At 46.0% G+C, this 26,595-nt stretch carries 21 protein-coding genes; 16 read left to right on the top strand and 5 right to left on the bottom strand.

Annotation, left to right across the window (positions count from 1 at the left end):
- Window positions 1–11 precede the first annotated feature (11 nt).
- Genes E8M12_RS05585 through E8M12_RS05570 form a run of 4 tightly spaced genes read left to right on the top strand, consistent with a single transcriptional unit; the run spans window position 12 to window position 7,540 of the window.
- The gene (locus E8M12_RS05585; protein ID WP_136735109.1) at window positions 12–2,198 is read left to right on the top strand and encodes a glycosyltransferase; all 2,187 of its coding nucleotides are present in this window, start codon (window positions 12–14) and stop codon (window positions 2,196–2,198) included.
- A complete protein-coding gene (locus E8M12_RS05580; RefSeq protein WP_136735108.1) occupies window positions 2,195–4,258 on the top strand; it encodes a glycosyltransferase in 2,064 nt (687 codons plus the stop codon). The genes E8M12_RS05585 and E8M12_RS05580 overlap by 4 nt, the downstream gene beginning before the upstream one ends.
- 1 nt (window position 4,259) lies before the next feature.
- Window positions 4,260–6,296 (top strand): capsule polysaccharide biogenesis protein, encoded by a 2,037-nt coding sequence (locus E8M12_RS05575; RefSeq protein ID WP_211244987.1) that lies wholly within the window; start codon window positions 4,260–4,262, stop codon window positions 6,294–6,296.
- A complete protein-coding gene (locus tag E8M12_RS05570) occupies window positions 6,278–7,540 on the top strand; it encodes a capsule polysaccharide biogenesis protein (protein WP_246034025.1) in 1,263 nt (420 codons plus the stop codon). The genes E8M12_RS05575 and E8M12_RS05570 overlap by 19 nt, the downstream gene beginning before the upstream one ends.
- 514 nt (window positions 7,541–8,054) lie before the next feature.
- Here E8M12_RS05570 and E8M12_RS05565 read toward each other — a convergent pair.
- Window positions 8,055–9,221, bottom strand: a complete 1,167-nt coding sequence (locus E8M12_RS05565) for a nucleotide sugar dehydrogenase (protein WP_136735107.1) — start codon at window positions 9,219–9,221, stop codon at window positions 8,055–8,057.
- A gap of 144 nt (window positions 9,222–9,365) precedes the next feature.
- Window positions 9,366–9,896, bottom strand: coding sequence for an acyloxyacyl hydrolase (locus tag E8M12_RS05560; RefSeq protein ID WP_136735106.1), 531 nt, complete (start codon window positions 9,894–9,896; stop codon window positions 9,366–9,368).
- 1,396 nt (window positions 9,897–11,292) lie between these two features.
- Between E8M12_RS05560 and E8M12_RS05555 the strand changes: the two genes are divergently transcribed.
- From E8M12_RS05555 to E8M12_RS05505, 11 genes are all read left to right on the top strand, one after another.
- Window positions 11,293–11,640, top strand: coding sequence for an SH3 domain-containing protein (locus tag E8M12_RS05555; protein ID WP_169303045.1), 348 nt, complete (start codon window positions 11,293–11,295; stop codon window positions 11,638–11,640).
- A 166-nt stretch (window positions 11,641–11,806) separates the two neighbouring features.
- On the top strand, window positions 11,807–12,397 hold the full coding sequence (locus E8M12_RS05550) for an outer membrane beta-barrel domain-containing protein (protein WP_136735104.1): 591 nt from the start codon (window positions 11,807–11,809) through the stop codon (window positions 12,395–12,397).
- Between the two features lie 193 nt (window positions 12,398–12,590).
- Window positions 12,591–13,127 carry an AraC family transcriptional regulator gene (locus E8M12_RS05545; protein WP_136735103.1) on the top strand — a complete coding sequence of 179 codons (537 nt, stop codon included), beginning with the start codon at window positions 12,591–12,593 and terminating at the stop codon, window positions 13,125–13,127.
- Between the two features lie 21 nt (window positions 13,128–13,148).
- On the top strand, window positions 13,149–15,233 hold the full coding sequence (locus E8M12_RS05540; RefSeq protein ID WP_136735102.1) for a tetratricopeptide repeat protein: 2,085 nt from the start codon (window positions 13,149–13,151) through the stop codon (window positions 15,231–15,233).
- A complete protein-coding gene (locus E8M12_RS05535) occupies window positions 15,230–18,115 on the top strand; it encodes a tetratricopeptide repeat protein (RefSeq protein ID WP_136735101.1) in 2,886 nt (961 codons plus the stop codon). The genes E8M12_RS05540 and E8M12_RS05535 overlap by 4 nt, the downstream gene beginning before the upstream one ends.
- Entirely contained in the window at window positions 18,102–18,839 is a 738-nt protein-coding gene (locus E8M12_RS05530; RefSeq protein WP_136735100.1) for a tetratricopeptide repeat protein, read from the top strand. Before E8M12_RS05535 ends, E8M12_RS05530 begins: the two co-directional genes overlap by 14 nt.
- Window positions 18,832–19,209: a hypothetical protein gene (locus tag E8M12_RS05525; protein WP_136735099.1), complete on the top strand. Its 378-nt coding sequence runs from the start codon at window positions 18,832–18,834 to the stop codon at window positions 19,207–19,209. Before E8M12_RS05530 ends, E8M12_RS05525 begins: the two co-directional genes overlap by 8 nt.
- A 112-nt stretch (window positions 19,210–19,321) precedes the next feature.
- On the top strand, window positions 19,322–19,963 hold the full coding sequence (locus E8M12_RS05520) for a MotA/TolQ/ExbB proton channel family protein (protein ID WP_136735098.1): 642 nt from the start codon (window positions 19,322–19,324) through the stop codon (window positions 19,961–19,963).
- Between the two features lie 14 nt (window positions 19,964–19,977).
- Complete coding sequence (locus E8M12_RS05515) at window positions 19,978–20,538, top strand: ExbD/TolR family protein (protein ID WP_136735097.1); 561 nt, start codon at window positions 19,978–19,980, stop codon at window positions 20,536–20,538.
- Complete coding sequence (locus E8M12_RS05510) at window positions 20,538–21,089, top strand: ExbD/TolR family protein (protein ID WP_136735096.1); 552 nt, start codon at window positions 20,538–20,540, stop codon at window positions 21,087–21,089. The genes E8M12_RS05515 and E8M12_RS05510 overlap by 1 nt, the downstream gene beginning before the upstream one ends.
- Window positions 21,089–22,063 carry an AgmX/PglI C-terminal domain-containing protein gene (locus tag E8M12_RS05505; protein WP_136735095.1) on the top strand — a complete coding sequence of 325 codons (975 nt, stop codon included), beginning with the start codon at window positions 21,089–21,091 and terminating at the stop codon, window positions 22,061–22,063. Before E8M12_RS05510 ends, E8M12_RS05505 begins: the two co-directional genes overlap by 1 nt.
- Before the next feature lie 213 nt (window positions 22,064–22,276).
- Here E8M12_RS05505 and E8M12_RS05500 read toward each other — a convergent pair whose 3' ends face one another.
- The 3 genes from E8M12_RS05500 to E8M12_RS05490 form a co-directional block, all read right to left on the bottom strand.
- Window positions 22,277–23,251, bottom strand: coding sequence for a HupE/UreJ family protein (locus E8M12_RS05500; protein WP_136735094.1), 975 nt, complete (start codon window positions 23,249–23,251; stop codon window positions 22,277–22,279).
- A gap of 2 nt (window positions 23,252–23,253) precedes the next feature.
- Window positions 23,254–24,030 carry a peptidyl-prolyl cis-trans isomerase gene (locus tag E8M12_RS05495; protein WP_169303044.1) on the bottom strand — a complete coding sequence of 259 codons (777 nt, stop codon included), beginning with the start codon at window positions 24,028–24,030 and terminating at the stop codon, window positions 23,254–23,256.
- Between the two features lie 111 nt (window positions 24,031–24,141).
- Window positions 24,142–25,728 carry a glutamate synthase-related protein gene (locus E8M12_RS05490; RefSeq protein ID WP_136735092.1) on the bottom strand — a complete coding sequence of 529 codons (1,587 nt, stop codon included), beginning with the start codon at window positions 25,726–25,728 and terminating at the stop codon, window positions 24,142–24,144.
- Window positions 25,729–25,892: 164 nt separating this feature from the next.
- Here E8M12_RS05490 and E8M12_RS05485 point away from each other — a divergent pair, with 164 nt between their 5' ends.
- Window positions 25,893–26,582, top strand: coding sequence for an SDR family oxidoreductase (locus tag E8M12_RS05485; RefSeq protein WP_136735091.1), 690 nt, complete (start codon window positions 25,893–25,895; stop codon window positions 26,580–26,582).
- Window positions 26,583–26,595: the final 13 nt, after the last annotated feature.

Here is a 26,595-nt window from a genome sequence, read left to right as displayed (position 1 = left end):
CCCATCGTTTAATGAGTTTATTTCGACAGGCTGCTATGGCCTTTGATAGTGGTGATTATGGCAAGGCGCTCTCTCTGTATGAATTAGCAGGGGAGCGCTTTGGGCGATCTATAGTGCAGGCTAACATGCACCTGTGTAGGCAGCGACTTAATCACCCATCGACTACTGACTTTCAATTACCAAATGTCGAACAAAGAATGGCGGAAAGCTTTGCGTCAAAGTTCGATGGTGTTTTTGTGGTTAATCTGCAACGAGATGTTGAAAAACGCTATAAAATTGCTCATCACCTTAACCGTCGAGGTATAAATTTTGAGTTCTTTAATGCCATTGATGGGCGCAAGGGCAGAGCACATGAGACTTTTCAGGCATATCAACAACGACCGTTAGGCAAACTGCAACATTTTCCCGCGTATTCCGAGCTCGAACAGAAGCGATCCGTTGGTTTTATCGAGTCAGCGGGTGCGGTCGGATACTTGTATACCTACATTGAACTGTTGCAGCAGGCTAAAGCAAAGGGATTAAGCCGTATCCTGATCCTCGAAGACGATGTGGTTCTGGCGAATGACTTTCACCAAGCATCTGGTCAACTGATTAGCTCGATTCCAGAAGACTGGAAAGTGTTGCATCTTGGCGCCTCTCAATACGATTGGAGTGGGGTAGATTTAGATGAAGCCAAGCGGTTAGGATATTATCAGGCGGAATGTCTGGCAACTTGTGGGTCTTTTGCATTGGCGCTGGACGTATCAATTGCAGATGAGTTGATTGAGCTGGCCTCTGGCTTTGAAGCGCCTTTTGATCATTTACCACTGGGACATATCTATAAAAAATACCCCCAGCAGTGTGTGGTCGCTTATCCAAATATCGTTATTCCGGATGTGCGCACAAGCGGTATTCGAGGTAACCGTTGCCAGGAAACGCAGGCTCAGCAAATGCGCTGGGCAATGCAAAAATTCGATTTTCCATTGCCTAAGCCGAGTATCAATGTATTTATTAATGATGCTCAGAATCTGAAATATCTACCGTCTTTTAGCGAAGCAGCGAGTCGGCCGTTCGAGCTAAGGATTTTCCGTCCAAGTGTTGATGGGCCACGTCCGGTCCATCAGTTCTCAGGGGAAAGTTTGTCGGGCTTCTCAGTCATGGACGAACAAGCATTGACCGCTGTTAATGCTCCAGAGGCGGATTTCTCTGTTCAGGTAACCGGTAGCGAGCCGCTTAGCGAATTTGATGTCAACGCATTTATCGATGCTAAATTTCCGACTGTCAGTTCAAAGCCCCTCTCCAACGATTGTCGGTTGAGGGAGATGAAGCCTCAATATGGCTCTATGGTTAATGGCCGTGTATCTGTGATCATTACCACATATAAGCGCACCAGCAGCCTTGCTTTGGCTTTGCAGTCGGTGATTGAACAAGATTATGTTGATAAAGAGATTATCGTTGTCGATGACAATGGGCTTGGCTGCGAAACGCAACGATTGGTCGAAGATTTAGTAACGCAGCTGAAGCAGCAAAACCCGACCACGAACATTGTCTATATTCCTCATTCGGAGAATCGTAATGGCTCCGCAGCGCGCAATACCGGGATTTTTGCCGCTTCAGGTGAATACTTGTGCTTTTTAGATGATGACGATTGTTATTTGCCTGGCAGGCTGTCAAAAAGTGTTGAGGTATTAGCAATGACACCAGCCGAAATTGGCGCGGTTTATTGTGGTTATAGAAACGGTAACGAGAATGGAAATGCAGAAAAACGCTTTCTAGCCGGTGACCTTACCGAGTATATCCTGACACTGGATTATCAAAAGCATTATTTGCATACCAATACGGCAACTTATAAACGTGAGGCTGTGTACCGCCTTGCAGGTTTTGATGAAAGCTATCGCAGGCATCAGGATTTGGAATTTAATCTTCGTTTTTTTCAGCACTTTAAAATGGGCTGCGTTACAGAGGCTTTGGTGCAGCTTAGACCTCAAGCTTCGGTAAATGAAAATAAAGTGTACAATCAAGAGCTGTTTGACTTGAAGGTTCGATTTCTGGAACAGTTTCGTGGAATAATTGGCCAATTTTCACAAAGAGTGCAAAACAAAATTTATCGCGCCCACAGCGAAGAAATTATCGCGTTCAGTCAAAGCAAAAAATCCTTGAAAGCTGCGTTGAAAGCGCGATGCAGCAACACGTTCTTCCAACTTTATAAGCATTTATGACGATACCTTATCTTAATCAGGGCGAGTATGAATTAAGCGTAATTGTGCCGGTTCGACTGATAGAGTCCAGACTTGACATACTCGAACGAATCGAGTTTTGCTGTGAAGCCCGCAACAGCAAGGTCGAATTTCTTATTGTTGATGATGGTTCCGAACAGGCATATGCAGATAGTATTCAAAATAAGTGTTTTGAATTAGGTATACGTTACTTATCCACCCAGGCGGATCCCGAATCTCAATTTAATCTGGCGAGAGCTCGAAATTTTGGCGCGCTGCATGCCAAAGGGCAGCTTTTGTTAATCATGGATGTTGACCTGGTGCCATACCCGACATTCTATGATGATATCCTTATCGAGGCTGAGATGCTCGATATGAAGAATACCGTTGATCACCTGTTAATGTGTCCGGTGATTTATCTGACTGATTCGGGTTATCAACAATACAAGAATACGGCGCTTGCACATCGTAAGTCGTTTTGTATTAACCAGATGTTGTCATCTAATAAAGATAACGTGGAAAAATATTCCCATGGTACCTCAGTCGTTGTCGTTAACCGCTATTTCTATTTAAGTTGTGGTGGCCAGAATGAGAACTTTGAAGGCTGGGGATATGAAGATTACGAGTTTAATACCCGACTGATACGCAAAAACATGCGATACCCTCTTCCTAGAAAATGGAGTTCGATGAAGGGGAACTTTATGAACATCAAAAAGTACAAGGGCTGGAAGTCTATTTATCGTCTTTATGGCGATTGGTTGGGGGCGAAAGGCATTTACCTGGTACATGTACCGCATCAGATAAGTTCAGAATATCACGCTAACAAAAAGCGTAATGAAAAACTTCTCAAGCGCCAACTGAACCGCGATTTTGATATGCTAGAGCCAGCACCGCTGGTTTGGGGACAACAAAAAACCGCCGTGCTCGAAGCAAGTGTTTATACGGCCAGTCGTTATCTGGCAAATGTGTTTGGTGAGCTCGTGAAATTTTCAGCTGTACCATTAGAGACGTTTGCAGATATCTCCCGTTGGGTGGAAGAAAACCATATCACTCAGTTTGCGTTTAAACTTCCTTTACATGATGTAAAGTCCGAATTAGTTTATCAATGGTGTAAACAAAACGATTTTGATTTTTTTATGCTAGGCCGAGGGGCCTTGCCTAATTCAATATTTATAAACAAAAATGATCAATGGGATATTCGACGTCCTTTATCCGAAAGCCTCTGGAATAAAGAACTAAATGGCTCTGATTTAGCTGACGTGACTCGCTATCTGCTTAGCAACGAAAAGAAGCGTCAAAGACGCCTGGCAAAACTGAAAGCGGAACCTTTCGCGAGTTCAGGTAAGAAGGTGTTATTGATTTCAAATATTGAATCGGGCTCGTTATCGGCAAAAAGCCGAGCGTTAAAAGCGATCAACTATCTGGTAAATAACTTAAATGAAGGCTGGGTGATCTTATATCCAAAGTCAGATTTTAATATCAGAAGTAATCGAGAAAGATTATTTGCACTGCAAGACAAGGATATTTTTGAAGCTGAAGAGCTTGCTGATGCAATCGTTGCATTTAATTCCTATTCAGCTTTGCACGGTGCGATATGTGGTAAAGCGGTCTATCTTCTTTCAACTAGCTGGTTTGCTCACAAGCAATTAAATGTTCTCGCTACAAGTCATCAAGATCTGTTAAGTAAAGTTCAGGAAGGCTTTAGTCCAAATCGAGAAATGGTGCTGCGGTTCGTTAACTACCTGAGGTTTAAATGTTATTCGTTCGCTTTCACGCTGGAACAGCCTGGAAGTTCTGAGGCACACGTAATCGAACGGGTTACATCTTTGAAGTTTTATGAACTCAGAGGCTTTTCCGAAAGCACGATATATTTTAATCGGGGTAGAGACATTATTCCGTTTAATAGCCCTCAGTTTGACCGTTACTGGAGCGATCGTTATCAAAAACTTAGTCGCTTTAGAACGGTTATTTACAATAAAGCCTCCTTAAATGCTTTGGTTCAGGGAATGAAGAAAATATTCTTCAAACCTGGCATTCGATACAACAATACGAATTACAAGTGACATGACGATTTGGATTTCATCCGCCGGGATTATGAAGAAACGCTCCAGTATTGAAGCATGCATGGGCGAGCCCTTGCGACTTCCAAAGCGCTCTTTGCCAATAGGTAAGCGAGACAGCTTCGCCGGTTGGGGGCAAAAAGCTAACACTGAAAACGTGCGGGCGTTGGCGCAAAAGCATCAGTGTCAGTACCTGAGCCTGGAAGATGGCTTTATTGGCTATATTGGTCACCCGGCTAAGAACGGACATGCGGTATCTTTGGTGAGTGATGATACCGGGATTTATTACGATGCGAGGCAGGCGTCACAGCTTGAAGCGCTGATAAAGACAGAGAAACAGCCGGAAATTCTGGCCCGCGCCGAGCGGTTAATCGAAAAAATTCGCAGCCATTGCATCACTAAATACAATTGTTATCAATCGACGACGCTGCCTGCTGACATCGCTGAAAAGCTTAGCGCCGTATCAGGAAAAAAAATCCTGCTTGTCGATCAGGTGGCCGGTGATTTATCGGTAACCGGTGCCCTTGCCACGGAAGACGATTTCATGGCGATGGCCGAACAGGCACAAAAAAATAACCCTGACGCTACCTTGGTTCTGCGTACCCACCCGGATACCCGTTTAGGAAGTAAGAAAGGTATTTTAGCCCGTGCGAATTTGCATAATGTGCTGATCATCAGCGAGGCCTGTCATCCACATGCGTTAATCAATGCGGTTGATGAAGTGTATACAGTTTCCTCGCAAATGGGCTTTGAGGGATTATTGCTCAATAAACCCGTACATTGCTTTGGTATGCCGTTTTATGCGGGGTGGGGCCTGACCTTTGATGCCAAACAATGTGCTCGCCGGAATAAACAAGTTTCGTTGCCAGCGCTTGTTGCAGCGGCATTGATTGAGTATCCCAAATATTACAATCCGATTAGTCAGCAACGCTGTGAAGTGGAAGAGATCGTCGATTTGATCGCTGCGCAGTATTCATCACAAGAGACACTGTCGGCAGAATCGCAAAAAATCGCTAGCAAGCCTTATTCGACGATTTACCTGGTTGGCTTTTCGTTGTGGAAACGCGCTTTTATTAAATCATTTTGCGCTCACCTGGCGGATACGCTGAAATTTGTATCACAGCCTGTTTTACAACCAAAAGCCGGCGAACAAAATGTCGTCTGGGGCGGTAAGTACCCCGAGCTGGAAAATTGCATTCGCATCGAAGATGGCTTTATTCGTTCCAGCGGCCTGGGTTCGAATTTATGTCGCCCCTCATCTTTGGCCATCGATTCTCATGGTATTTATTTTGATAGTCGTAAGCCAAGCGATCTTGAAATTCACTTAAATACCTTTGCGTTCGAGCAAGACCATAACCGACGCGGAGAAAACCTGATTACCTTGTTGCAGCAAACCGGTGTCAGTAAATACAACGTAGGTATAAAACAAACCTATCAACCGGCCTCGAATTCGAAGCGAAAACTATTGGTCGTAGGGCAGGTAGATGGTGATGCATCGATTAAAACCGGCAGCCCGAAATTACAGTCAAATGAAGCGCTATTGTGGGTGGTGCGAGAGAAAAATCCCGATGCTCATATTATTTACAAACCGCATCCGGACGTGGTTGCGGGTAATCGTGGTGGTCAAATAAGCGCTGATTGCCGGCAACAATGTGTTGATGAACAGGTTGTCGAACTATCACTGAATTCACTGTATGCCCATATCGATGAATTGCACACCATGACTTCATTGAGTGGTTTCGAAGCGTTAGTACAAGGCGTACCTGTGGTTACCTGGGGTCAGCCGTTCTACTCGGGCTGGGGGTTAACAACGGATCAGTGTCCGCCTGCGCGTCGGCGAAGAAAGGTTTCACTTAGCGAGCTTGTCTATGCTACGCTCGTGCTATACCCCCGCTATATCGACTGGTCTACGGACCTGTTTTCTACGCCTGAACTTGTGATTTCCACGATGGCTCAACAAGGCTCAAGCGCCATTACCGCTGATAATTACTGGCAACGTCTGGTAATTAAAAGCAGGTATTTATGGCAAACGTTTTTTTAATATCAGGCTCAGCCGTTTATATGCAACACGTATTATTCTTACAAAGTCCGCTAGGTCCATTTTTTAAATACCTTGCAAAGCATTTTTCCAGCCAGGGACATCGCACCTACAAAATTAATGTTAATGGTGGCGATACCGTCTACGCCTGGGCCGATAAACAATTTAACTATACCGGCCATGCCAATAACTGGCATGACTATCTTGCTGGTTTTATCGCTCAGTATAAAATCACTGATATTGTGCTTTACGGCGATTGTCGCTTTTATCACAAAGTCGCCGTACAGTTGGCTCAGTCATTGAACTTAAAGGTCTGGTGCTTTGAAGAGGGTTATCTACGCGCAGGCTTTATCACTCTCGAGCAGGGGGGCTGTAATGGCAATTCCAATCTGGATGTAAGCCTGGCTCGGATTCAGCAACATAAGAAAAAATTTGTAAAAAGTGATATGCAAGTTGGGCCTACATTTAAAAAGCGCTGTTGGTACGCGATTCGCTATTATGTGCAATTGCATCGGCAAAAGAAGCGTTTTTGCCATTATCAGCACCATCGTCCATGGACGAGTTTGCAAGAGGGTATTAATTGGTTAAAAAGCTTTAAACAAAAGATGGTATCGAAACTTACCGATCCATTTATAGCCCGTAAATTGATTCGCCAACATTCTAAGAATTTATTTTTGTTGCCACTGCAGGTACGGGTGGATTATCAACTGCGCCAGCACTCGCCATTTTCGTCGGTAGACGAAGTTATTCAAAAGGTTATCCAGTCTTTTGCCAACCATGCGAATAAACACGACGTATTGGTGATCAAACATCATCCTCAGGATCGTGGCTTTGTTAATTATCAGAAACTGATCAGCAAGCTGATTCGTTTCTACAATTTGGAAGGGCGGGTTTATTATCTGCACGAACTGAATTTACCTAAGCTATATAATCACTTAAAAGGCCTGGTGACGGTGAATTCTACGGTCGGTTTATCTGGCCTGTTACACAACGTTCCAACCAAGGTATTAGGGACGGCTTTATATGATATCAATGGCCTGACCTGGCAACACGATTTAGATACCTTCTGGCAAAGTGAGTTTCAGGTAGATGAAAAGCTTTTCGCTAAATTTCACAGCTACCTGCAGCACCACACACAAATCCCCGGCGATTTTTATAAACAACGTGACCGTTTGATCGCACGCAGTTATCAGCAAATAACACAGGCGAGCGAAGTTACGGCAGAGACGTTGAAGAAGATCGCTTAGGTGGTGATACTAGCGTATCGCCACCTAAGCGTGGCACGCAACATAAAAGGTTGCTTCTAGCACACAAAATTGAAAATTTTGTTCCTGGCACACGATTAAAAATCGTTCCTGGCATGCAACCAGAGGTTGCGCCTAGCCGTGACAAGTTGCCAGGAGCGATAGCGTGCTAGGAATGTAATGTGCTAGAAGTGAAATGTGCTAGGAGCTGGCTTGCCAGCATGCTCATTAGTTAAGCCTAAGGCCGTTCGCCCTCCGAGACCTGAAACCTGAATCCCGCCAACTTTTAATCCGAGATTTCCTGTCGTGGCAGGAAATGACGAATTTTGTTGGTTTTGGAGTTTAGCCGTGTTTAGTCGCTAGGAGCGATAGCGTGCTAGGAATGCAATGTGCTAGAAATGTAATGTGCTAGGAGCTGGCTTGCCAGCATGCTCATTACTTAAGCCTAAGGCCGTTCGCCCTCCGAGACCTGAAACCTGAATCCTTAGACCTCGATAAAGCAACTGTTGCTTTATCGCTAATCTAATCCGAATAAATCCCTCGTATACACCTTCTCCTGACATTCCAGCAAATCCTGATGCATGCGGTTTGCCAATATCACGTCACATCTATCGATAAACGTTGCTAAGTTATTCTCAACCTGGGAATTAAAAAAGCTCGACGTTTCAATAACCGGCTCATAAACAATCACTTCTATGCCTTTGGCTTTTATTCGCTTCATAATGCCCTGAATCGATGATGAACGAAAATTATCTGAGCCTGTCTTCATAATCAGTCGGTAAACGCCGACCACTTTCGGCTTTTTAGCGATAATCGAGTCGGCAATAAAATCCTTGCGGGTGGCATTCGCCGCGACGATGGCGCGAATGATGTTGTTTGGCACGTTCTGATAATTTGCCAGCAACTGTTTGGTATCTTTAGGCAGGCAATAGCCACCGTACCCAAACGATGGATTGTTGTAATGATCGCCAATCCGTGGATCGAGACAAACCCCTCTAATGATTTGCCGGCTATCGAGTTGCAATGATTCGGCGTAAGAGTCCAGTTCATTGAAATAAGCAACCCGCATCGCCAGATAGGTATTGGCGAATAATTTAACCGCTTCTGCTTCGGTTGAATTAGTCAATAATACCGGTACATCATCTTTTATCGCCCCCTCAACAAACAAACTCGCAAGAAACTCAGCCCGATCCGATTGTTCGCCAACGATAATGCGAGAGGGATACAGATTGTCATAAAGGGCTCGGCCTTCACGCAAAAACTCTGGGGAGAAGAGAATATTGTCGGCATTAAGCTGAGCTTTTAGCTGTTCAGTAAATCCGACGGGTACGGTTGATTTGATGACTATTGTGGCGGTCGGGTTTATCGCCAAAATTTGCTTAGCGACTTGTTCAACACTCGAGGTGTCGAAAAAATTGCACTTAGGATCATAATCGGTTGGCGTGGCAATAATGACAAAGCTGGCATCGCAGAATGCTTCTTCCGGCTCCGAGGTTACCTCGAACCTTGCGCTTTTATGGCGGAGGTAGTCACTGATCTCATTATCGGCAAAAGGGCTGAGCTTATCTTTGAGTTGCTGAACAATATAAAGATCAATATCAAATCCAAGCACATCATTATGTTGCGCCAATAGCAGGGCATTGGATAGTCCGACGAATCCTAATCCAGCAACGGCAATTTTCATAGACAAACTCCCAGTGAACTATCGTAATTGGTATTCGTAGTGTTTCCATACAACCTAAAGTCCCAAGGTGTCGTTTTTGTGACTAAATTCAAAATTATTTATGAAAGCCTAGATGCCGATACCTCAAAAGGCTATGTTCACATCCTAAAAGGCGAAAGAAAAATAGACCTGATAGGTATTCAAAGCCGGGTTTGAATCATAACGATTGCCATTGGATATATGCTGATATGACAGCCCGAGCAGGGTGTTTGGCCAAATGTTATAACCCATGGAACCTTTATAGTAGAACTGCATTGGGCCGCCATAATCTTTATAGGCAACTCCTGGCTCGCCAAACTGATAATCGGATAGCCAGTACATGCCACCTTCAACATTAAATTTAAACTTATCGGTTAAGTAAGTTGCCAGGCCAAGGCCGCCGCCTAGCATTTCTCCTCTGCCATCTGATGTATGCAGTTGACCAAGATTGACGACTGGATAGTGATAGATCGGCCATCGCTGGGTCAGCGATTTTTCTTTAAACAGGTAACTGAGTTCAACTTTTTCGATATCGATATTTTGAGCGCTACTTGGATAGGCGTAAGACAAACTCAGATTGGGTTCCAGGGCCTTGCAGGCAAAGGTTGATAGGAAATACAAACACAATAATCGACTAAGGAAGAGAAACTTTGGCATTGGGAGCAGTACCTTTCGTAATTGCAAGTATGCATTTACTTACTTGCACGATTAGCCGGTAACACTCCGCGACTATAGCTGCTCCATGTCAGGACAAACACCGAACGGAAAATGTTTCAATAATTTAAAGTTAGAAGAGAAAAAAGAAACAGGCAAGAACGGAGAAGGTCAAAGGACTTTAGATCCAGGTTTCAGGTCTCAGGTTTCGGAGGGCGAATGGCCTTAAATTTAAGCACCTAGCACGTTTCACTTCTAGCACATTGCATTCCTAGCACGCTATCGCTCCTAGCTACATGTCACGGCTAAACTCCAAAACCAACAAGTTTCGTCATTTCCTGCTACGACAGGAAATCTCGGTTATCAGATCTCCATTTACATGGAGATGACGATTTAAAAGTTGGCGGGCTTCAGGCCTTGGACCGATCTTTAAGTACACTGCGTTTCGGGTACATAAACCTACTGGGTTTATTTCGGGTACGCCAATAAACAACATTGGCTCCGGGTACGTAACTCAAGAGTTACTTCGGGTAGCGCTGGAGCTACGAGCAGGTTTCACTTCTAGCACATTGCATTCCTAGCACGCTTCACTTCTAACACATTACATTCCTAGGACGCTGTCGCTCCTGGCGACTAATCACGGCTAAACCCTAAGGCCCAATAGGTTTCGTCATTTCCTGCTACGACAGGAGATCTTAATTATTAAATCTAGTTAAGAGATCTCCTTTTACAAGGAGATGACGACTTAGAAATTGGCTGGTTTCAGGTTTCAGGCTTTGGGCCGATCTTTAGGTACACTGTGTTTCGGGTACATAAACCTACTGGGTTTATTTTGGGTACGCCAATAAACAACATTGGCTCTGGGTACGTAACTCAAGAGTTACTCCAGGAAGGGGGAGGCTTCGAGCAATTTTCATTGCGCCTTACAATAGCTCCTGAGCGAGATCCCGGCCGTCGCCGGGATGACAAGTGAAATCTGAATATACGGGGTGTCGTTGTCACCCTTAGTCACCCTCCGACACCCTTAGTCAGCCTTCAACACCCCTAGACAGCTTCAAAAACCTAAACCATCCCGAAGCGATGTGTTTCATCGCGTACCCGGAGTGACGTTTTTTGTCACGTACTCGAAACAATCTTTGATTGTGTACCCGAAGCAACGCTTTTTGTTGCGTACTCAAAAATTGAGCAGCGAATGTAACAAGTCGTTACCTGTCCGCTTATTTTTGCTGAAAAAACTAGAAAAACCCCCTGCATTGCTTTATGGTTCAACTTGTACAATAACAAATTTACGTCCGCAGCTTTAATGGTTTATAAATGCGCAGTGGCAGGGAGCAACTCCTTGATTCGCATGTTGCCTTTGGCTAAACCGTGCCGACGTTACCGATATGGTTTATCGATTATGAACATACTAAAAAAACATGTAGCCGCATTACTCACTCTTGCTATCTCTGTTGGCGCAGTGTTCCATGCTAATGCTGAAGAAGCTCCTCAGGTTCGTGTTGACAGTGACTTTATTAATATCCACTTAGGGCCAGGTAAAGAAACGCCGGTATTCTATGTCGCCGAGAAAGACGAGTGGATCGAATTAACCAATCGCCGCACTGGCTGGTTTAAAGTTAAAACCGAAGCTGGGGTTGAAGGTTGGATTGATGAGTCTGAGCTGAAATTCACGCTTGACGAGAACGGTAACCGGGTTACCTATAATCCATCCGTCGTGAAAGAATTTATTACCAGTTTATCTAAATAACTGATTATAATGAAAAGAGATTTGCAAGCCCCCCGCTTGTTGCCACTATATACATAGGTTATAGTGGCGGTTGGAGAGATGGAACCCTCATCATAATCTGAGTTTTGTCTCTTTATCGTTTTAAATGCTTTACCAAGAACACGAATAAAAACAGGAGCAAAACTCAGTGGATACTTTTAAAAGTAGACTTATCCAGCTAACTCTGGCCAGCGCCCTAACCACGGTAACTTTATCGAGCGCATCCGCCGAAGAAGACGTCGAACAGACTGTCATCGACCCCGTAATTGGCCAGCCTACCATTGAGATGCATTCTAAGGATTTTGAAGTCACTGGTTTTGCTGGCTTAGCAGGCCTTGATCAGGTTACCACTAATGGAATGTTTGGGGTGCGGTTTGCCTACCACCTGACAGAAAATATTTTTGCAGAAGGCTCATACAGTGTCACCGGACACAGCAATAGTGTTACTTACTACGACGGAGTTATCGGTTATCAGTTTCCAGGTCAGTTATTTGTCAGCCAGAACTATCGCTACAATACCGCAACATTTCTAGTGTTTGGTGGCGGTAAAACCGACTTTGAAAACACCGGTGGAGCCTATAACACGATTGTTGGTGGTGGCGGCTATCGAGTAATGATTACCGACGATTTTAATGTTCGCTTTGATTTACGTGGTCATGTGCATCACCAAATCGAAGGCGACCGTGACGGCTGGTCGATTGACTTTGAAGCGGCTGTGGGTCTTGGCTATTATTTTTAATTGAGCTTTATTTTAGAAATAATTAAACAACTGTAAGCTGTTGTAACAAATGGAAATGCATTAACCTCTCTGCAAAACCTCGGTTTTTGGTTAAAGGCACGGTTGTTTTAAATGGGCTGATAGTGTTAGTTTATGTTTATATCCGAACATTATTGCTAGTGACAAACCGTTTAATTCGTGAACAGGTTAACCAATGAAATACAATAATAAGAAAATGGCAATGATTTTGCTCCTGGTGTTGCCATTTTTCGCATCTTTTAACGCATTTTCGCAATCAGAAAGTGAATCAAAAACCTCATCCACAGCGTTGGAATCAATGAAGCCGGAAATCGTCGATCTGAGTACAGAATTGCGCCTTCTTGAAGAAAAACTGTTGTACCCGGATGCGGAACAAATTTCGATTTACCTGTCGTTTAATACTCAGGAACAGTTCATCATTGATAACCTTAAAATCAAACTTGATGGTGAGGTTATTGCTGCCGGTCAGTATGAATCGCGGCAGGTCAATGCGTTAAACAAGGGCGGTATTCAACGTGTCTTTTTGGGGAATATCACTCCAGGCGATCACACGCTAGTTGCTTTCTTTACTGGCGTCGACGGCTATAATAAACCTTATAAGCGTGCCGCAAGTCTGGATTTCAACAAAGGTAGTACTGCAAAAGCCATTGAGTTGAAGGTATCGTATTCAACTCAGTCCTTACAGCCGATCTTTGAAGTTGTTGAAAGATAACAAGCGTTTACGAGCATACAAATGAGAAGTCAGCAGTATTCAAATTCGTTAGCGGACACTCCACGCAAAATTAAGCAGTATTTGACAGACGGGTGCAAAGCAAAATTAATCATTGGTAACCGGCCGGACTACCAATCGTTTTCTGTGGTGAAAAGTGCCGGAGCGGTTAGTCGCGCCCTGTTGGCAGCGATCGGGCTGACGACATCCTGTTTTGCAATTGCCCAAGAGTCCAGCACCGAGACATCCAATCCTACCCCAGCAACTACCGTCGCCGAACAACTTACAGAACACAAGGTCAAAACCAATAAACTGGATTTACCAACGGCGTTGGCGGCTTATGAGTATTATCAGGGTAACTATTTCGACGCGTTAACCGAGTTAAGCCTGGGTAAGGCAGAGCTCGGAGATGCAGTTACCGCCAATGGCGAGTTATTTGCTGCCGGGTTAAATCTTCATTTTGATATCAACAGCGATGCTGCGAAAAAATTTGAAGACTCCCTCAATGCCATCGATGATCCGCAATATCGTGACAGCGCCTGGTTTTTACTGGCAAAGAATTTCGCCAGTAACCAAAATGTTGCTGCGGCGACTCAGGCCCTGAGCAAGGTTTCAGGCAACTTGCCGGAATATATGCTTGATGACTACTACTACCTGCTGGCGCAAATGCATATTGCCAATGGGCGTATGGAGTTGGTAGGCCAGGCTCGTTTAAATATTCCCAAAGACTCGATTTATCATTGCTATATCACGTTTAATGAAGCGGTTAAATGGGTGGAGCTAGGTGATTTACAACAGGCGACCCGTCATTTTCAGCAAACCGTATCTCTGGCCAATCAATTACCCGTTTCTGATGAAACCGAAGCCTTAAGCGATCGCGCGAATGTGGCAATGGGGTATTTGTTTATCAAGCAGGGGATGAATGACCGGGCCATCGCCGCCTTTAAACAGGTTACTCAGAATAACCTGGATACTCACTCGGCAATGCTGGGTTATGGCTGGGCGTTGTCCAGTAAAGAAGAATACTATGCGGCAATCGCTGTCTGGCAGCAGTTAACCGCGCAACCGATGCAGACTCCATTTGTCCGTGAAGCGTTTATTGCCGTTGCTTATGCTTATGAGCAGCTGGATGATATTGAAACCGCTCATACGGCTTATAACAACGCATTGCAGCACTTCTCCCGTCAACAAACTTTGACTATCGGCGCCCTGGACATGGTAAAAAGCGATGCGTTTTTTGATACCGTGGTGCAACACAGCATTGATAGCAGTGACGTCAATAAGCGCCGTGGCCTGAAAGGCGCGGATGTCAAATTAACGTTACCGCCGCAATTGCATAGTTCACAACTTGCTGCCAGTCGCGAGTTTCAGAATAAGTTAAAGGATTTACAAGACGTTAATGCCATCATTATTCAGCTGTTGGAATGGCAAAAGCGGGCCGACAACTTAGCTCAGGCCTATTACGGTACCCTGACTGATGATCTAAACATGTCTTATGATGCCGAGCAGCAAGTTAACCAGCAGCGTATCCAGGCATTTATGCAGAGTTTTGTGCAGCACAGTGAAAGCCTGAATAGTGAATGGAAACATCATTCTGGTCGCATTTATCAGGACAGCAACCTGGAAGACAAACAGACCAAATTGCTAAGTGATTTGGCCGAGTATCGACAGTTGACGGAAGCATTCAATGCTCAGGCTAACGTAGATAAAGACTCCGAGCAGTACAAGCAGAACCTGCAGCGCCTAAACCGCATTGGCGGCGTTTTGTTATGGCAACTGGGAGATTATTATCTCGATCAGCAGGGAGCCATGGACAAGTTTGATACCATCATTGCTGCCGGTCGCTATCAGGAAGCAGCCACCACTGAGTTGACGCCAATCAATAACCTGCAAAACAAACTGGAAGGGAAATTAAATGATGCGTTGCGGGTACGAGCGCAAATTACCCGCCAAATGCAAACCGAATTACAGATCAGTCTGACCACGCAATTGCAAGATATCGATCATTATGTGCAACAGGCAGAGTTGGCTATCGTCCGCCTGCAAAATGCCGGTTTTCAAAAGGACAATGAATTTAATGACGAAAATCAGGGCGGAGGTCAGGAATGATGAATAAAAGTATCTTAGCGCTTTGCGTCTCTGCCGCCTTATTAACTGCCTGTTCGTCAGTGAATGACGAAGATGCCCGATTAGCCGATGCCAGGGAGCGCCGGGCAACGCTGGCTGAACTGGATCTGCAACCTTCTCCGTTAGTGAAAGTCGAACTTCCTAAAATGGAAGCCAGTGACTTAAAAGCCGCCTTTCATGAAGTGTTGGGTTTAGATATTCCGGAAGAAATCAAAGCGAATATCCGTCAACGGGTAGCCATCCTTGAACTGCTTGAGGCAGAAGAAGCGCAATTAAACGGCACCCCAGGAAGTCATTATTATAATGAGGCCATTGCCGCCTTGACGGCAATGATCGACCAGAACCCTGGTGGGGTAGGTAACGATCGCCTGTTATACCAACTGGCAAAAGCCTACGATCTGCAAGGACAACAGGCGCAAAGTTTTGCCGCCATTGAGCGTTTGATTGCCGAACATCCTGATAATGACTACATGCTCGAGCTTCAGTTCCGTCGTGCCGAGATTCTATTCTCGCAAAAACGTTATAGTGAAGCACTGGCCAGTTACTCTGAAGTCATCGCCACTCGGGATAACAACCCGTTTTACCATATCGGCCTGTATATGCATGGCTGGTCACTGTACAAGATGGAAGCGGATGAGCAGGCACTGGTGTCTTTCACCCAGTTACTTGACGCCTTGATCATTGCCGAGTTTGAAAACATCTGGACCCTTGATGAGATGGCGATGTTAATCCCGAAAGGTGATCAGCAGCTACTGCGTGAAACCTTTGATGTGATGACCCTGATTTTCTCTTACAGCCCGGAAGGCGGCGGTGACTCGATTGCCGCTCATTATGATCGGCAGGGCGAGCGTCCCTATACCTACCTGAACTATCAGGCGCTTGGTGAGTTTTATCTGGAAAAGCAACGTTATACCGACTCGGTCGATGTGTATGATGAGTTTGTAAAGCGTAATCCCAATCACCCGGGCTCAGTATGGTTTTCGAAGCTGAAAATGGATGCGTTGGTGATGGGTAACTTCCCGACCCAGTTAATGGAAGAGAAGCTGAAATTTGCCGCGACTTACGAACTAAACTCACCGTACTGGGATGATAAATCCGAGCTTAACAAACAAAAAATCACCCCAGTGTTAATGGATCTGTTGCAGGAGCTGGCGCAAAATGCGCACGCGGACGCCCAGGCAAAACGTCGCATTGTTGACACTGCTCAGAATCCAACATCCGCGCAGAAAACAGCGATGGCCGATGCTTACCAACAAACGGCGCGCTGGTATCAACTGTTCCTGTCAAACTTCCCGGGTCATGAGCGCTCCAATGAAATCATGTTTTACCTGGCAGAAAGTTATTACGAGACCGAACAGTATCGTTTAGCGGCGAAATATTTTGAACAGGTCGCGTATCAGCAGGAAAATGATCCAAATGGCGCTGAAGCCGCCTATGCCTTGATTCTCAGTCAGGAGAAACTGCTGGCACAACTGCGTTCCGCTCCGGCAATTTCGGAAAATAATATTCTACTGCAGGAATACAAAGCCCAGTTTATTCTGCGCTATGGTGACGACCCACGGTCGACCATGGTACAGAACGATATTATTCAGGAGTTTTTCAAAGAGGGCGAATACGAGAAGGCATTATTATACGCCAACAGCGCGTTGGAGAATGATCCTCGCCTGACCCTTGAAGAAAGAATTTCAGCCTTGTTAGTGATTGGTCACAGTCACTTTGCGATGGAAGATTACAAGCAAGCTGAAATGAGCTATGAAAAGCTGCTGGTTAAGTATGACCATACGCTAAAACGTTACAGCAATATCAATGACCGACTGGCTGCCAGTATTTATCGCCAGGCAGAAGAGGCAATAGAAGCCGGTGAATTGCAACAGGCGGTCGATCATTTTGCCCGCATTATTCGCAAGGCGCCGGACTCACCGATTCGCCTTAATGCTCAATACGATATGGCGACCTACCTGCTGGAAATGGAGCAGTGGCATAATGCCATCGATCAGTTACATGAGTTTAGGGTACTGTACCCGAATCATCGCTTGTCGAAAGAACTGTTAACCAAACTGGCGTTTGCCTATCAGCAAACCGAACAGTGGGAACAGGCAGCAAATTACCTGAAAATGATCTGGTCCGAGAAACCACAAAGCGAAGAGACCCGGGAAATGCTGTGGTTAGCCGCAGAAACCTATGAAAAAGCTGGAAATCGTTACCAGGCGTTGCGCTCGTATCGGGTCTACGCCCATACCTATCCACAGCCATTGTCGGTGAATATGGAAGCGCAATATAAAATGAGCGAGTTCTATCGTGAAAATGGCGATACAGAAAAGCGTGAATTTTGGTTGCAGAAACTGATTGCTTCCGACAATAAGGCCGGTGAGCAACGCTCTGACCGCTCTAAATACCTGGCTGCAATGGCATCGATTAACTTTGCCGAACAGGCGATGGACCAATTCAGTCAGACCAAGCTGACCCTGCCGCTGGCGAAAAGCCTGAAGAAAAAGCGGGCACTGCTGGATACCGCCCTGGCTGAATATAACAAAACTTTATCTTATGGTGTTGCCGAGTTTACCACCAAGGCGAATTATCAAATTGGGGCGATTTACAATCAGTTAGCCGCTGATTTAATGAATTCGCAACGCCCACAGGGCCTGGATGAGCTTGAACTGGAGCAATACGATATTCTCCTGGAAGAACAGGCTTTCCCATTCGAAGATAAAGCCATAGCTATTCACGAACAAAACGTTCAGCGTAGCTGGAATGGAATGTATAACGAATGGATACAGGAAAGCTTTACCGCGTTAAGTAAATTATTGCCTGGTCGCTATGACAAGCAGGAAGTAATTGTCGAGGTTGTTGATGAATTTTACTAAGCCTTATATGCAAAACCGTAATCTTCGCCAAGGTCTGCTGGCGTGTCTGTTACCGCTAGTCATGTTTGGTTGTGCGTTGAGTCCGGAAGAAGAAGCTGCGTTATTAGCAGAGCAGCAGCGTCTGGAAGAGGAGCAACGCCAGGCCAAATTACAGGAAGGCCGCAGTGAAGAGTATTTGCGTTTAATCGCGATGCCGAATAAGTACAAGCAAAGTGCGGTGCAGGTGCAGCCACCCTTATCGGTAGAAATCAAAAATGCGATGGCAAAAGTCGATGGCGGTGCAGTCAGCGATGGTCGTAAAGCCTTGGAAAAAATTTCCATCAACCATCCGAACCTGTCAGGAATTAAGTTAAAGTTAGGGGATATCGCCCTTAAAGATAATAATTTAAAGCTAGCCCAGGTGTATTACCAGCAGGCAATCAGCGCCAACTCCTATAACTATTTTGCCCATAACCGTCTTGGCACAGTGTTGCGAAAATTAGGAAAGTATGCTGAAGCCAAAGAACATTACCTGGCCGCCTTAGACAGCTGGCCAGCGTTCGCTCCGGCGCACCATAACCTGGGCATCTTGCTGGATATCTACCTGGGCGATAAAGCCGGGGCGATTAACCACTATCAAACTTACCAGGTATTAACGGATAACAAGAACCGCAAAGTAAATGGTTGGATTGCCGACAGCTCTGCTCAGTTATCAGCGCTGCAAAAAGGTAATAATAATGGCTAATAAATTAATCTCAGCGACTATGTTATTGCTGTCTTGTATGTTGCCAGCGTCCTACGCTTTGGCGCAACAACAGGAGCCACAAGAGGCTCCGGCGTCAACAAATTCTGAAGAGGTGAGGGAAGAAAACACGTCTTCAAGTAATGCTTCAGCCACTACTGCCCCCAATCGTGGTGGCTTTATCACCTTGGAAACCACCATCGTGGGTAACAAGGAACAACCAAAAGTTTTGTCTATCGTGCCCTGGCAAAACCCGGAGCAGGCAGGTAGTTTATCAACGGAAATCACCTCACAGATTGAGCAGGTATACCGTCCACTGGATAAACAGAGTTTGCAACGGGAGCTGGAGTACTTTAAGCAAAGCCAACAATAACAAAAAGGAACTTTGGCGGTCGTTTGTCCGCGTTTTATTTAGTAAAAATTTAACGTATTTGTCGATACGTTATGGTGTATTTTCAGATTACAGAACAAAAAGGTGAGGACCTATGTTTGAGACAATTATTCGATTTTTCCAGGAAGGGGGTACCTTCATGTTTCCTATCGCTGTGGTACTGGCGGTAGGGTTGGCTATTGCACTAGAACGCGCTATCTACCTGTCGCGCGCGTCACGACTGAATGGTAAAGCGTTAAAGTCGATTCAGCCGCTGTTAATGCGCAAAGACTTCGACTCGATTGGCCGAATTTCTGATAAGTCGGCGATCACCAGCATCTTTACTGCCGGGGTAAATCGGATGAAAGATTCAGCCGATCGCGATGAAATTGAGTACGCGATGGAAGAAGGCGTAATGGAAGTGGTTCCGCGTCTGGAAAAGCGCACCTCTTACCTGGCAACTTTGGCGAATATTGCCACGCTTCTGGGCCTGTTAGGTACTATCATCGGTCTTATTGCCGCGTTCTCGGCAGTTGCATCGGCAGATCCTGCTGAAAAAGCCTCACTGTTATCTGAGTCGATTTCGGTTGCGATGAACACCACGGCATTTGGCTTGATTTCAGCGATTCCGCTACTGCTATTGCACTCTGTGTTGCAAACCAAGACCACAGAAATTGTTGATAACCTGGAAATGGCTGGTGTCAAATTCCTGAATATCATCAGTAAAGATAAAACGGCTAAGCAAAACGCACAATAAGGCGGGTCTTACGAATGCTAAGAAAGCCCCGAATTAAGCGCGAGGAAGCTGAACTGGACATAACATCATTTATGAATTTGATGATTGTTCTGGTGCCGGTGCTTTTGATGATGATGGTATTTTCCCATATTACCGTTCTGGATCTTAAGTTGCCGGATTTAGCAGATCCCGCCCAACAGACCGAGCAAAATGACGAAGAGATAAAGAATCTTGAGATCATGGTCCGTCAGGACGCGATTGAGGTTTATTATCCCCAGTCTTATTTGCTCAAATATATTCCTTCGACGGAAGAAGGATACGATTATGACACCCTGGTGGCGACCCTGAAACAGGTTAAGCAGTTGCTGGCTAAGCAGGGCATTGAGAAGCGCGATTTGTCGTTGTTACTGGAACCGGATATCGAGTATCAAACCATTGTTACCTTGATGGATAAGGCTCGCTCCTATAAAGCGGTTGTGGTGGCATCGGTCGTTGATGCTGAATTGTTCCCGGATATTTCCCTTGGTGATGCACCAACATTGAAGAACCCTGAGGCAATCAGCCAGGGCGTTGCAGCAGCAGGAGGAAGTGAATAATGAAGCAATCATTACGCGCAAAACGCATGCAACGTCATCATCAGCGTAACTCCAAGGTCTCTAAGTTGAGTCTGGTATCGCTGATGGATATCTTCACTATCCTGGTTTTCTTCCTGATGGTGAATGCATCTGATGTCCAGGTGTTGCAAACCAATAAATCGCTTGAATTGCCGGAATCGGTTTCGGAAGAAGCTGCTGAAGACAACCTGCTGATTATGGTTAATGCCACCGATGTGATTCTTCAGGGCCGACAAATTATCTCGGTTGATGAGTTAATGACATTGGAATCAGTGATTGTCGAGCCGTTGAATGATGAGCTGGAATATCAGAAAAACCGTAAGCAGCTGAGTGAGCAGGAACTGGAAAATGGCCTGGCGATTAATATCATGGCCGATAAGTCCGTTCCCTATGCGCTATTGAAGAAGGTGATGCAAACCTCGGCGTCTGCCGGTTACACCAATATTTCTCTGGCGGTTGAGCAGGTTTATGCCAACACCGATGAACTATTGCAACAGGCTGAAGCGGAAAACAAAGGGGAGGCGGGACAGTAGTGAGCAGTCAACAAACCCCGGTTATTATCCCCTGGCGTATAGGTGAAAATAACAAAACCTTTAATCGTATTACCGGAGTCATGCTAGCGCTGACCCTGATCTTTACGTTAATCGTTATGTTAGTCACTCTGCCGGAGCAGACCCGGGAAGAAAAAGAAAAGATACCGCCACAGCTGGTTCGAATCATGGAGCGTAAGGTGGAAGTGGTTCCTCCCAAGCGAGAGCCAATTCCTGAGCCTAAGGCGGAAGAGGAAGTACCACCAGAGCCTGAGCCCGAACCTGAGCCAGTGAAAAAAGAAGAGCCGAAACCAGAGCCTAAGCCACAGCCTAAACCGGAAGTGGTAAAGGAAGATAAGGTGAAAAAAGCACAGGAAAAGGCGAAAAACTCCGGCCTATTGGCTTTATCCGATGAGTTAAGCGAAATGCGCGATACTCTGGATATGGGCAATTTGCAGAATGAGAATCTCAGCAATGAGGGTGGTAATGCCGAGCAAACCCAACGGGTGATTCTCGCGGGTAAAGCCAAAGGCACCTCTGGTGGTGTTAGCAATGCAACCTTATCTACGGATGTTGGTGAAGGTGCGCGCCTGGCTGGTCGCAGCAGTACCGAATTTACTGCCAAGGTCATGCCGACCGGTGGCAATGAATCGGTGGCAGCTCAAAGCCAGTCGGAGATGTTATCCGGTAGCCGTACCACAGAGTCAATTCGCCAGACCTTCGATAAGAATAAAGGCGCATTGTATGCCATTTATCGCCGTGCGTTACGCGCGGATCCTGGCCTCCAGGGTAAGGTGACGGTAAACCTGATCATTCAGCCAAATGGTAGTGTATCGCTTGTCGATATCGCCTCCAGCGAAATTGATGTGGATGATTTCAAACGTAAACTTCTTGCCCGTATTAAGTTAATCAATTTTGGTGCGGAAGATGTGAACGAAACGAAACTGTCGTACACCTTTAACTTCCTGCCGTTCTAAGGAACGGAGTGGACTTAAAAAACCGGCTTAATGCCGGTTTTTTGTTTTTTGATAAGCACGTAAATTTAAACATTTACTCCTAGCACACAAAATCTAAGATTTAGTTCCTAGCAACTAGCAACTAGCAACTAGCAACTAGCAACTAGGAGCGTCAGCGTGCTAGGAATGTAATGTGCTAGGAGGGGGTCACCCCATGCTATTCGCTATGATTTACTAAAAAGCAGCAAGCCGCTGAAACAGCCAATACATCGCCACCGAACCACAGCAATAACTCACCGCAAACCGCAGCTTATCCAGGGTTATTGATTTGATAAGCAACCGGGATAGGGCAAACAACACATACAAGGCGGCAACGAATAGCAATTGCCCGATTTCAACACCAATATTAAAGCTTAATAACGCCTGCCACTTTTCACCGGGAGGCAGGCCAATGTCGCTAAGAACCGAAGCGAAACCAAACCCATGTAATAAGCCAAAACTGGTGGATACTGCGACCGGATATTTCAGGGTCAGGCTATGTTGGCGGTTTTTAGCAATTTCCCAGGCTAGCAATACAATACTCAGTGCGATCACTGCCTCTACCGGTGCTATCGGGAACACCAGGGTATCGGTTGTTGCCAGGATCAGCGTTAATGAATGGGCAATCGTAAAACCGGTAATAGTAAGTAGCAATTTTCTGCCGCTTCGGGATATGTAAATCAGGCATGCAACGAACAACAAGTGATCCAGGCCAACAAGAATGTGCTCGATACCGAGGATGGTATAAGCAATAAAGGTATTCTGATCCTGATATTTATCCTCAATAGTGAAGTGCTGCTTATCGGCATTAAGTACCGTAGTGATGGTTTGTCCCTGCAAATCAATAACACGCACTAACACATCCGCGGCATTTTCATTGAAGCCCTCGATACTGATCCGCATCCCTGCTAATGCTTCTCGTTCGATTTGCCAGCTTTCAATATAGGCCTGGTTACTAAACTGGCGATGTCGCAAGCCCGATGGTTCGGTCTTATCATCAAAACTGACATCAAGCTTAAGCCTGGCATTTTCGCGAGCTGGGACTTTAAAAATAACATCAAACGAGCTTGCTTCGAGTTGTGAGATGGTCAGTGAAGCCGGGCGCATATCGTCGGCCTGGCATAGAGCGGTCGACAGGAAAAATGTCAGTAAACTTAAAATCGCGCGCATGGTTATTCCCCGGCCAGTAGCATCGACATATCAACATTGATTTGATAACGCTTCAGCAATTCCTGTTCAAACTTGTCCTGGAAATCCTGATCCTTTTGATAGCGCCAGTCGGCGATGACTTTATCTTTAATGTCGGCTAATGCCGGCAGGGTACCGGGTTGGACATCCTCAATATAGACAAAGTGTTTACCATAGCCGGACTCAATCGGGCCATACCATTGTTCTATCGGCGAAGAGGATAATGCCTGTGCAAAATTATCACCAAACTGGCGGGCGATATGGCCAGCGCCGTGATTGACCAGGTTGGCCGGCAGTAACGATGAATGCCCCTCCGGTTCCAGGCCTTTGGTGATCCGCTGCTGCTGTTGTTCAAGCCAGCGATTTACCTGGTCGGGTTCTTGATCATCGCTGATAAATACCTGCTGAAAACTGTAACTGTCCTCTAATCGATAATTATCCTGATGTTGCTGGAAAAACGCCTGTAACACATCCTGCTCTGGTGGTTTGGCGGTGCTGATATCCTGCATCATAAATTCCAGTTTCTGCCGCAGGCGTTTGCGAATCACGCTGTCGTTTTCATCCAGCCCCATGGACCGGGCCTCACGAGCATAGATTTCGTCAAGCACATATCGGTTGATTAAACTATCCATTTCCTGTTGCGTGGGGGTGCGTTGCCAGACTTTGACAAAGCGTTGATGCAATTGTTCGACCCGGCCGCTACTGACATTGATAACTTGTTGATCGATATCCGCATCGTCGTTGCGCAGATCGTACGTCACAAATAGCACCGCTGCGATTACCATGAAGTGAAATAGAGGATCCTTGAAGAAAGCTTTCAGCATATTGTTGTCATAGCTCCTAAGAGTGTTAATGCGTTATTCTGCATGCAGTTATAAGCGAGTCGCCTTATAACCAGCATAGTCAATACCAGCTAAATCGGCGACCTGGCGATGCCAGCTTGCAATATCGTGACGATTAAAGCCGCAAAGGTGCTGATGACCACAGGCCCTGGCCATCACCTGCATTAATTCGGTCGAAGCCCGTAAAAAGCGATTCAGGCGCTGGGCGCTTTGTTCCACGTTGAGGCGCTTGGTTAATTCTGGATCTTGGGTGGCTACCCCGGATGGGCAATTATTGAGATTGCACATCCTTGCGCCGACGCAGCCTATCGCCTGTATCGCCGAGTTAGCCAGGGCAATGCCATCGGCACCGAGAGCCATGGCTTTAATAAAGTCGCTGGGGGTGCGCAGGCCGCCGGTAATGATTAAGGTAACCTTTTCTGTGGCGCCGATTTTGTCGAGGATATGGCGGGCACGAGCCAGTGCTGGAATCGTCGGCACGCTAATGTGATCGCGAAACAGCGCCGGTGCCGCTCCGGTTCCGCCGCCGCGACCATCAATAATGATGTAATCGGCACTGGCCTCAACCGCAAACTTAATATCGGCCTCGATATGGTTGGCACTGAGTTTAAAGCCGATTGGAATACCGCCGGTGATTTCCCGGATCCGGTCGGCGAAGTGGCGAAAATCGGCGACCGTCGTCAGGTCTATGAATGTTGACGGGGAGATGGCATCGGTACCGGGTTCTAGGCCTCGAACTTTAGCAATGAGTTCGGTATTTTTATCCGCTGGCAGATGGCCACCCGTACCGGTTTTTGCTGCCTGTCCGCCTTTAAAATGAAATGCCTGAACGTTTTTTAATTTTTCTTCGTCATAGCCGTAGCCGGCACTGGCATATTCGTAAAAGTAGCGTTGATTATTTTCCTGCTCATCGGGCAGCATGCCACCTTCTCCGGAACAAATGCCGGTATTTGCCAGTTGTGCGCCCTTCGCCAGTGCCACCTTGGCATTTTTTGACAGGGCGCCAAAGCTCATGTCCGAAACCAATAAAGGGATGGCCAGTTCTAACGGTTTTTTTGCTTGTTTACCGATAATGAGTTCAGTGCCCACTTCCATATCGTCGAGTAGTGGTTTATGAGCCAGCTGTGCGGTCATAATTTGAATATCATCCCACGTTGGCAATTGGTTTTTAGGCACTCCCATTGCCACCATAGGCCCATGGTGGCCAGTTTTTTCCAATCCATGTTTAGCCAACTCATGAATGAACTCCAGCGTAGGCTCTTCCTGGGTTGCTTTGGCTTTTGGCGGCTTGTTCTTCTCGTCACCGCTGTTGTCAGAACTACCATTGTCCTCTGACTCATTGTTTTTTGCATCCGGTGAGCTACCAATATCTTCCTCACTGAACTGCTTATGAGAACCATCACAGTAAGGCAGGTTATTGGATTGTTTGCATTGACACAAATAAGCGGTTTTATCTTCATCAACACTGATCTTAATGGGCGTAATCGAGGTAGAGCTATGTGAGCCATCGCAGAAAGGTTGGTCGGACGATAAGCCGCAGGCACAAAAGTAGCGGTCTTTATCCTTGGTCAACGATGCTTTTGCCGGCTTGATATCGGCGATAACGGGTTTGCTCATAATGGCTCTCTTTGGGTAATTTATCTTCAGTATAGAAGTCCTGCATAGGTTTCAATATCAGCCAGATTGTTTTTAACGATTTCCTTTGAGGATAAATTAATGTGATTGGTATTACCTTGCAGTACACTGAGAAGAAGGCATGAAAGCAGTAGGAAGAGTTTAGTATGTTAAAATCGGATCCCTTGTCTGTAGTAATCACTGGCGCTAATCGGGGCATTGGACTGGCAATGGCAGAAGTATTTGCCAGGCGGGGAGACAGGGTGTTTGCCATCTGCCGATCTTCCTCAGAGGCACTCAACACCTTACAAAATGAATGTGATGTGACGGTGGTCGATGGTATCGATGTCGCCACGGCGGAGGGCATCACGGCATTGCAGCAAGCGCTGGATAATGTCGTCGTTGATCTTTTGGTTAATAACGCTGGCATCCTCAGGGATGAGTCGTTGCAAAACTTTAATCCTGAGCAAATTGAACAACAGTTTCGGGTCAATGCGTTGGCACCGTTATCCATATGCCAGGCACTGCAAGGCAACTTACGCTCTGGCAGTAAAATCGCACTGATTACCTCTCGTATGGGCTCGATTGCCGATAACGGCTCAGGAGGTCGCTATGGGTACCGGATGTCGAAAGCCGCATTGAACGCCGCGGCGATGTCGTTGTCAAAAGACCTGTATCATCAGGGAATTGCGGTTGGTATTTATCATCCAGGGTATGTACAAACCGACATGGTCGAAGGTCGCGGAGATATTTCCGCTCAGGTTGCCGCACAGCGCTTAGTAGGGCTTATGGATGATTTATCGTTATTGGATTCCGGGGTATTCCGGCATTCAAACGGGGAAGTGTTACCCTGGTAATCACATCGTAAAG

The organism is Thalassotalea mangrovi, assembly GCF_005116735.1.
Lineage (GTDB): Bacteria > Pseudomonadota > Gammaproteobacteria > Enterobacterales > Alteromonadaceae > Thalassotalea_A > Thalassotalea_A mangrovi.
This window is presented reverse-complemented; position numbering and strand designations above follow the sequence as displayed.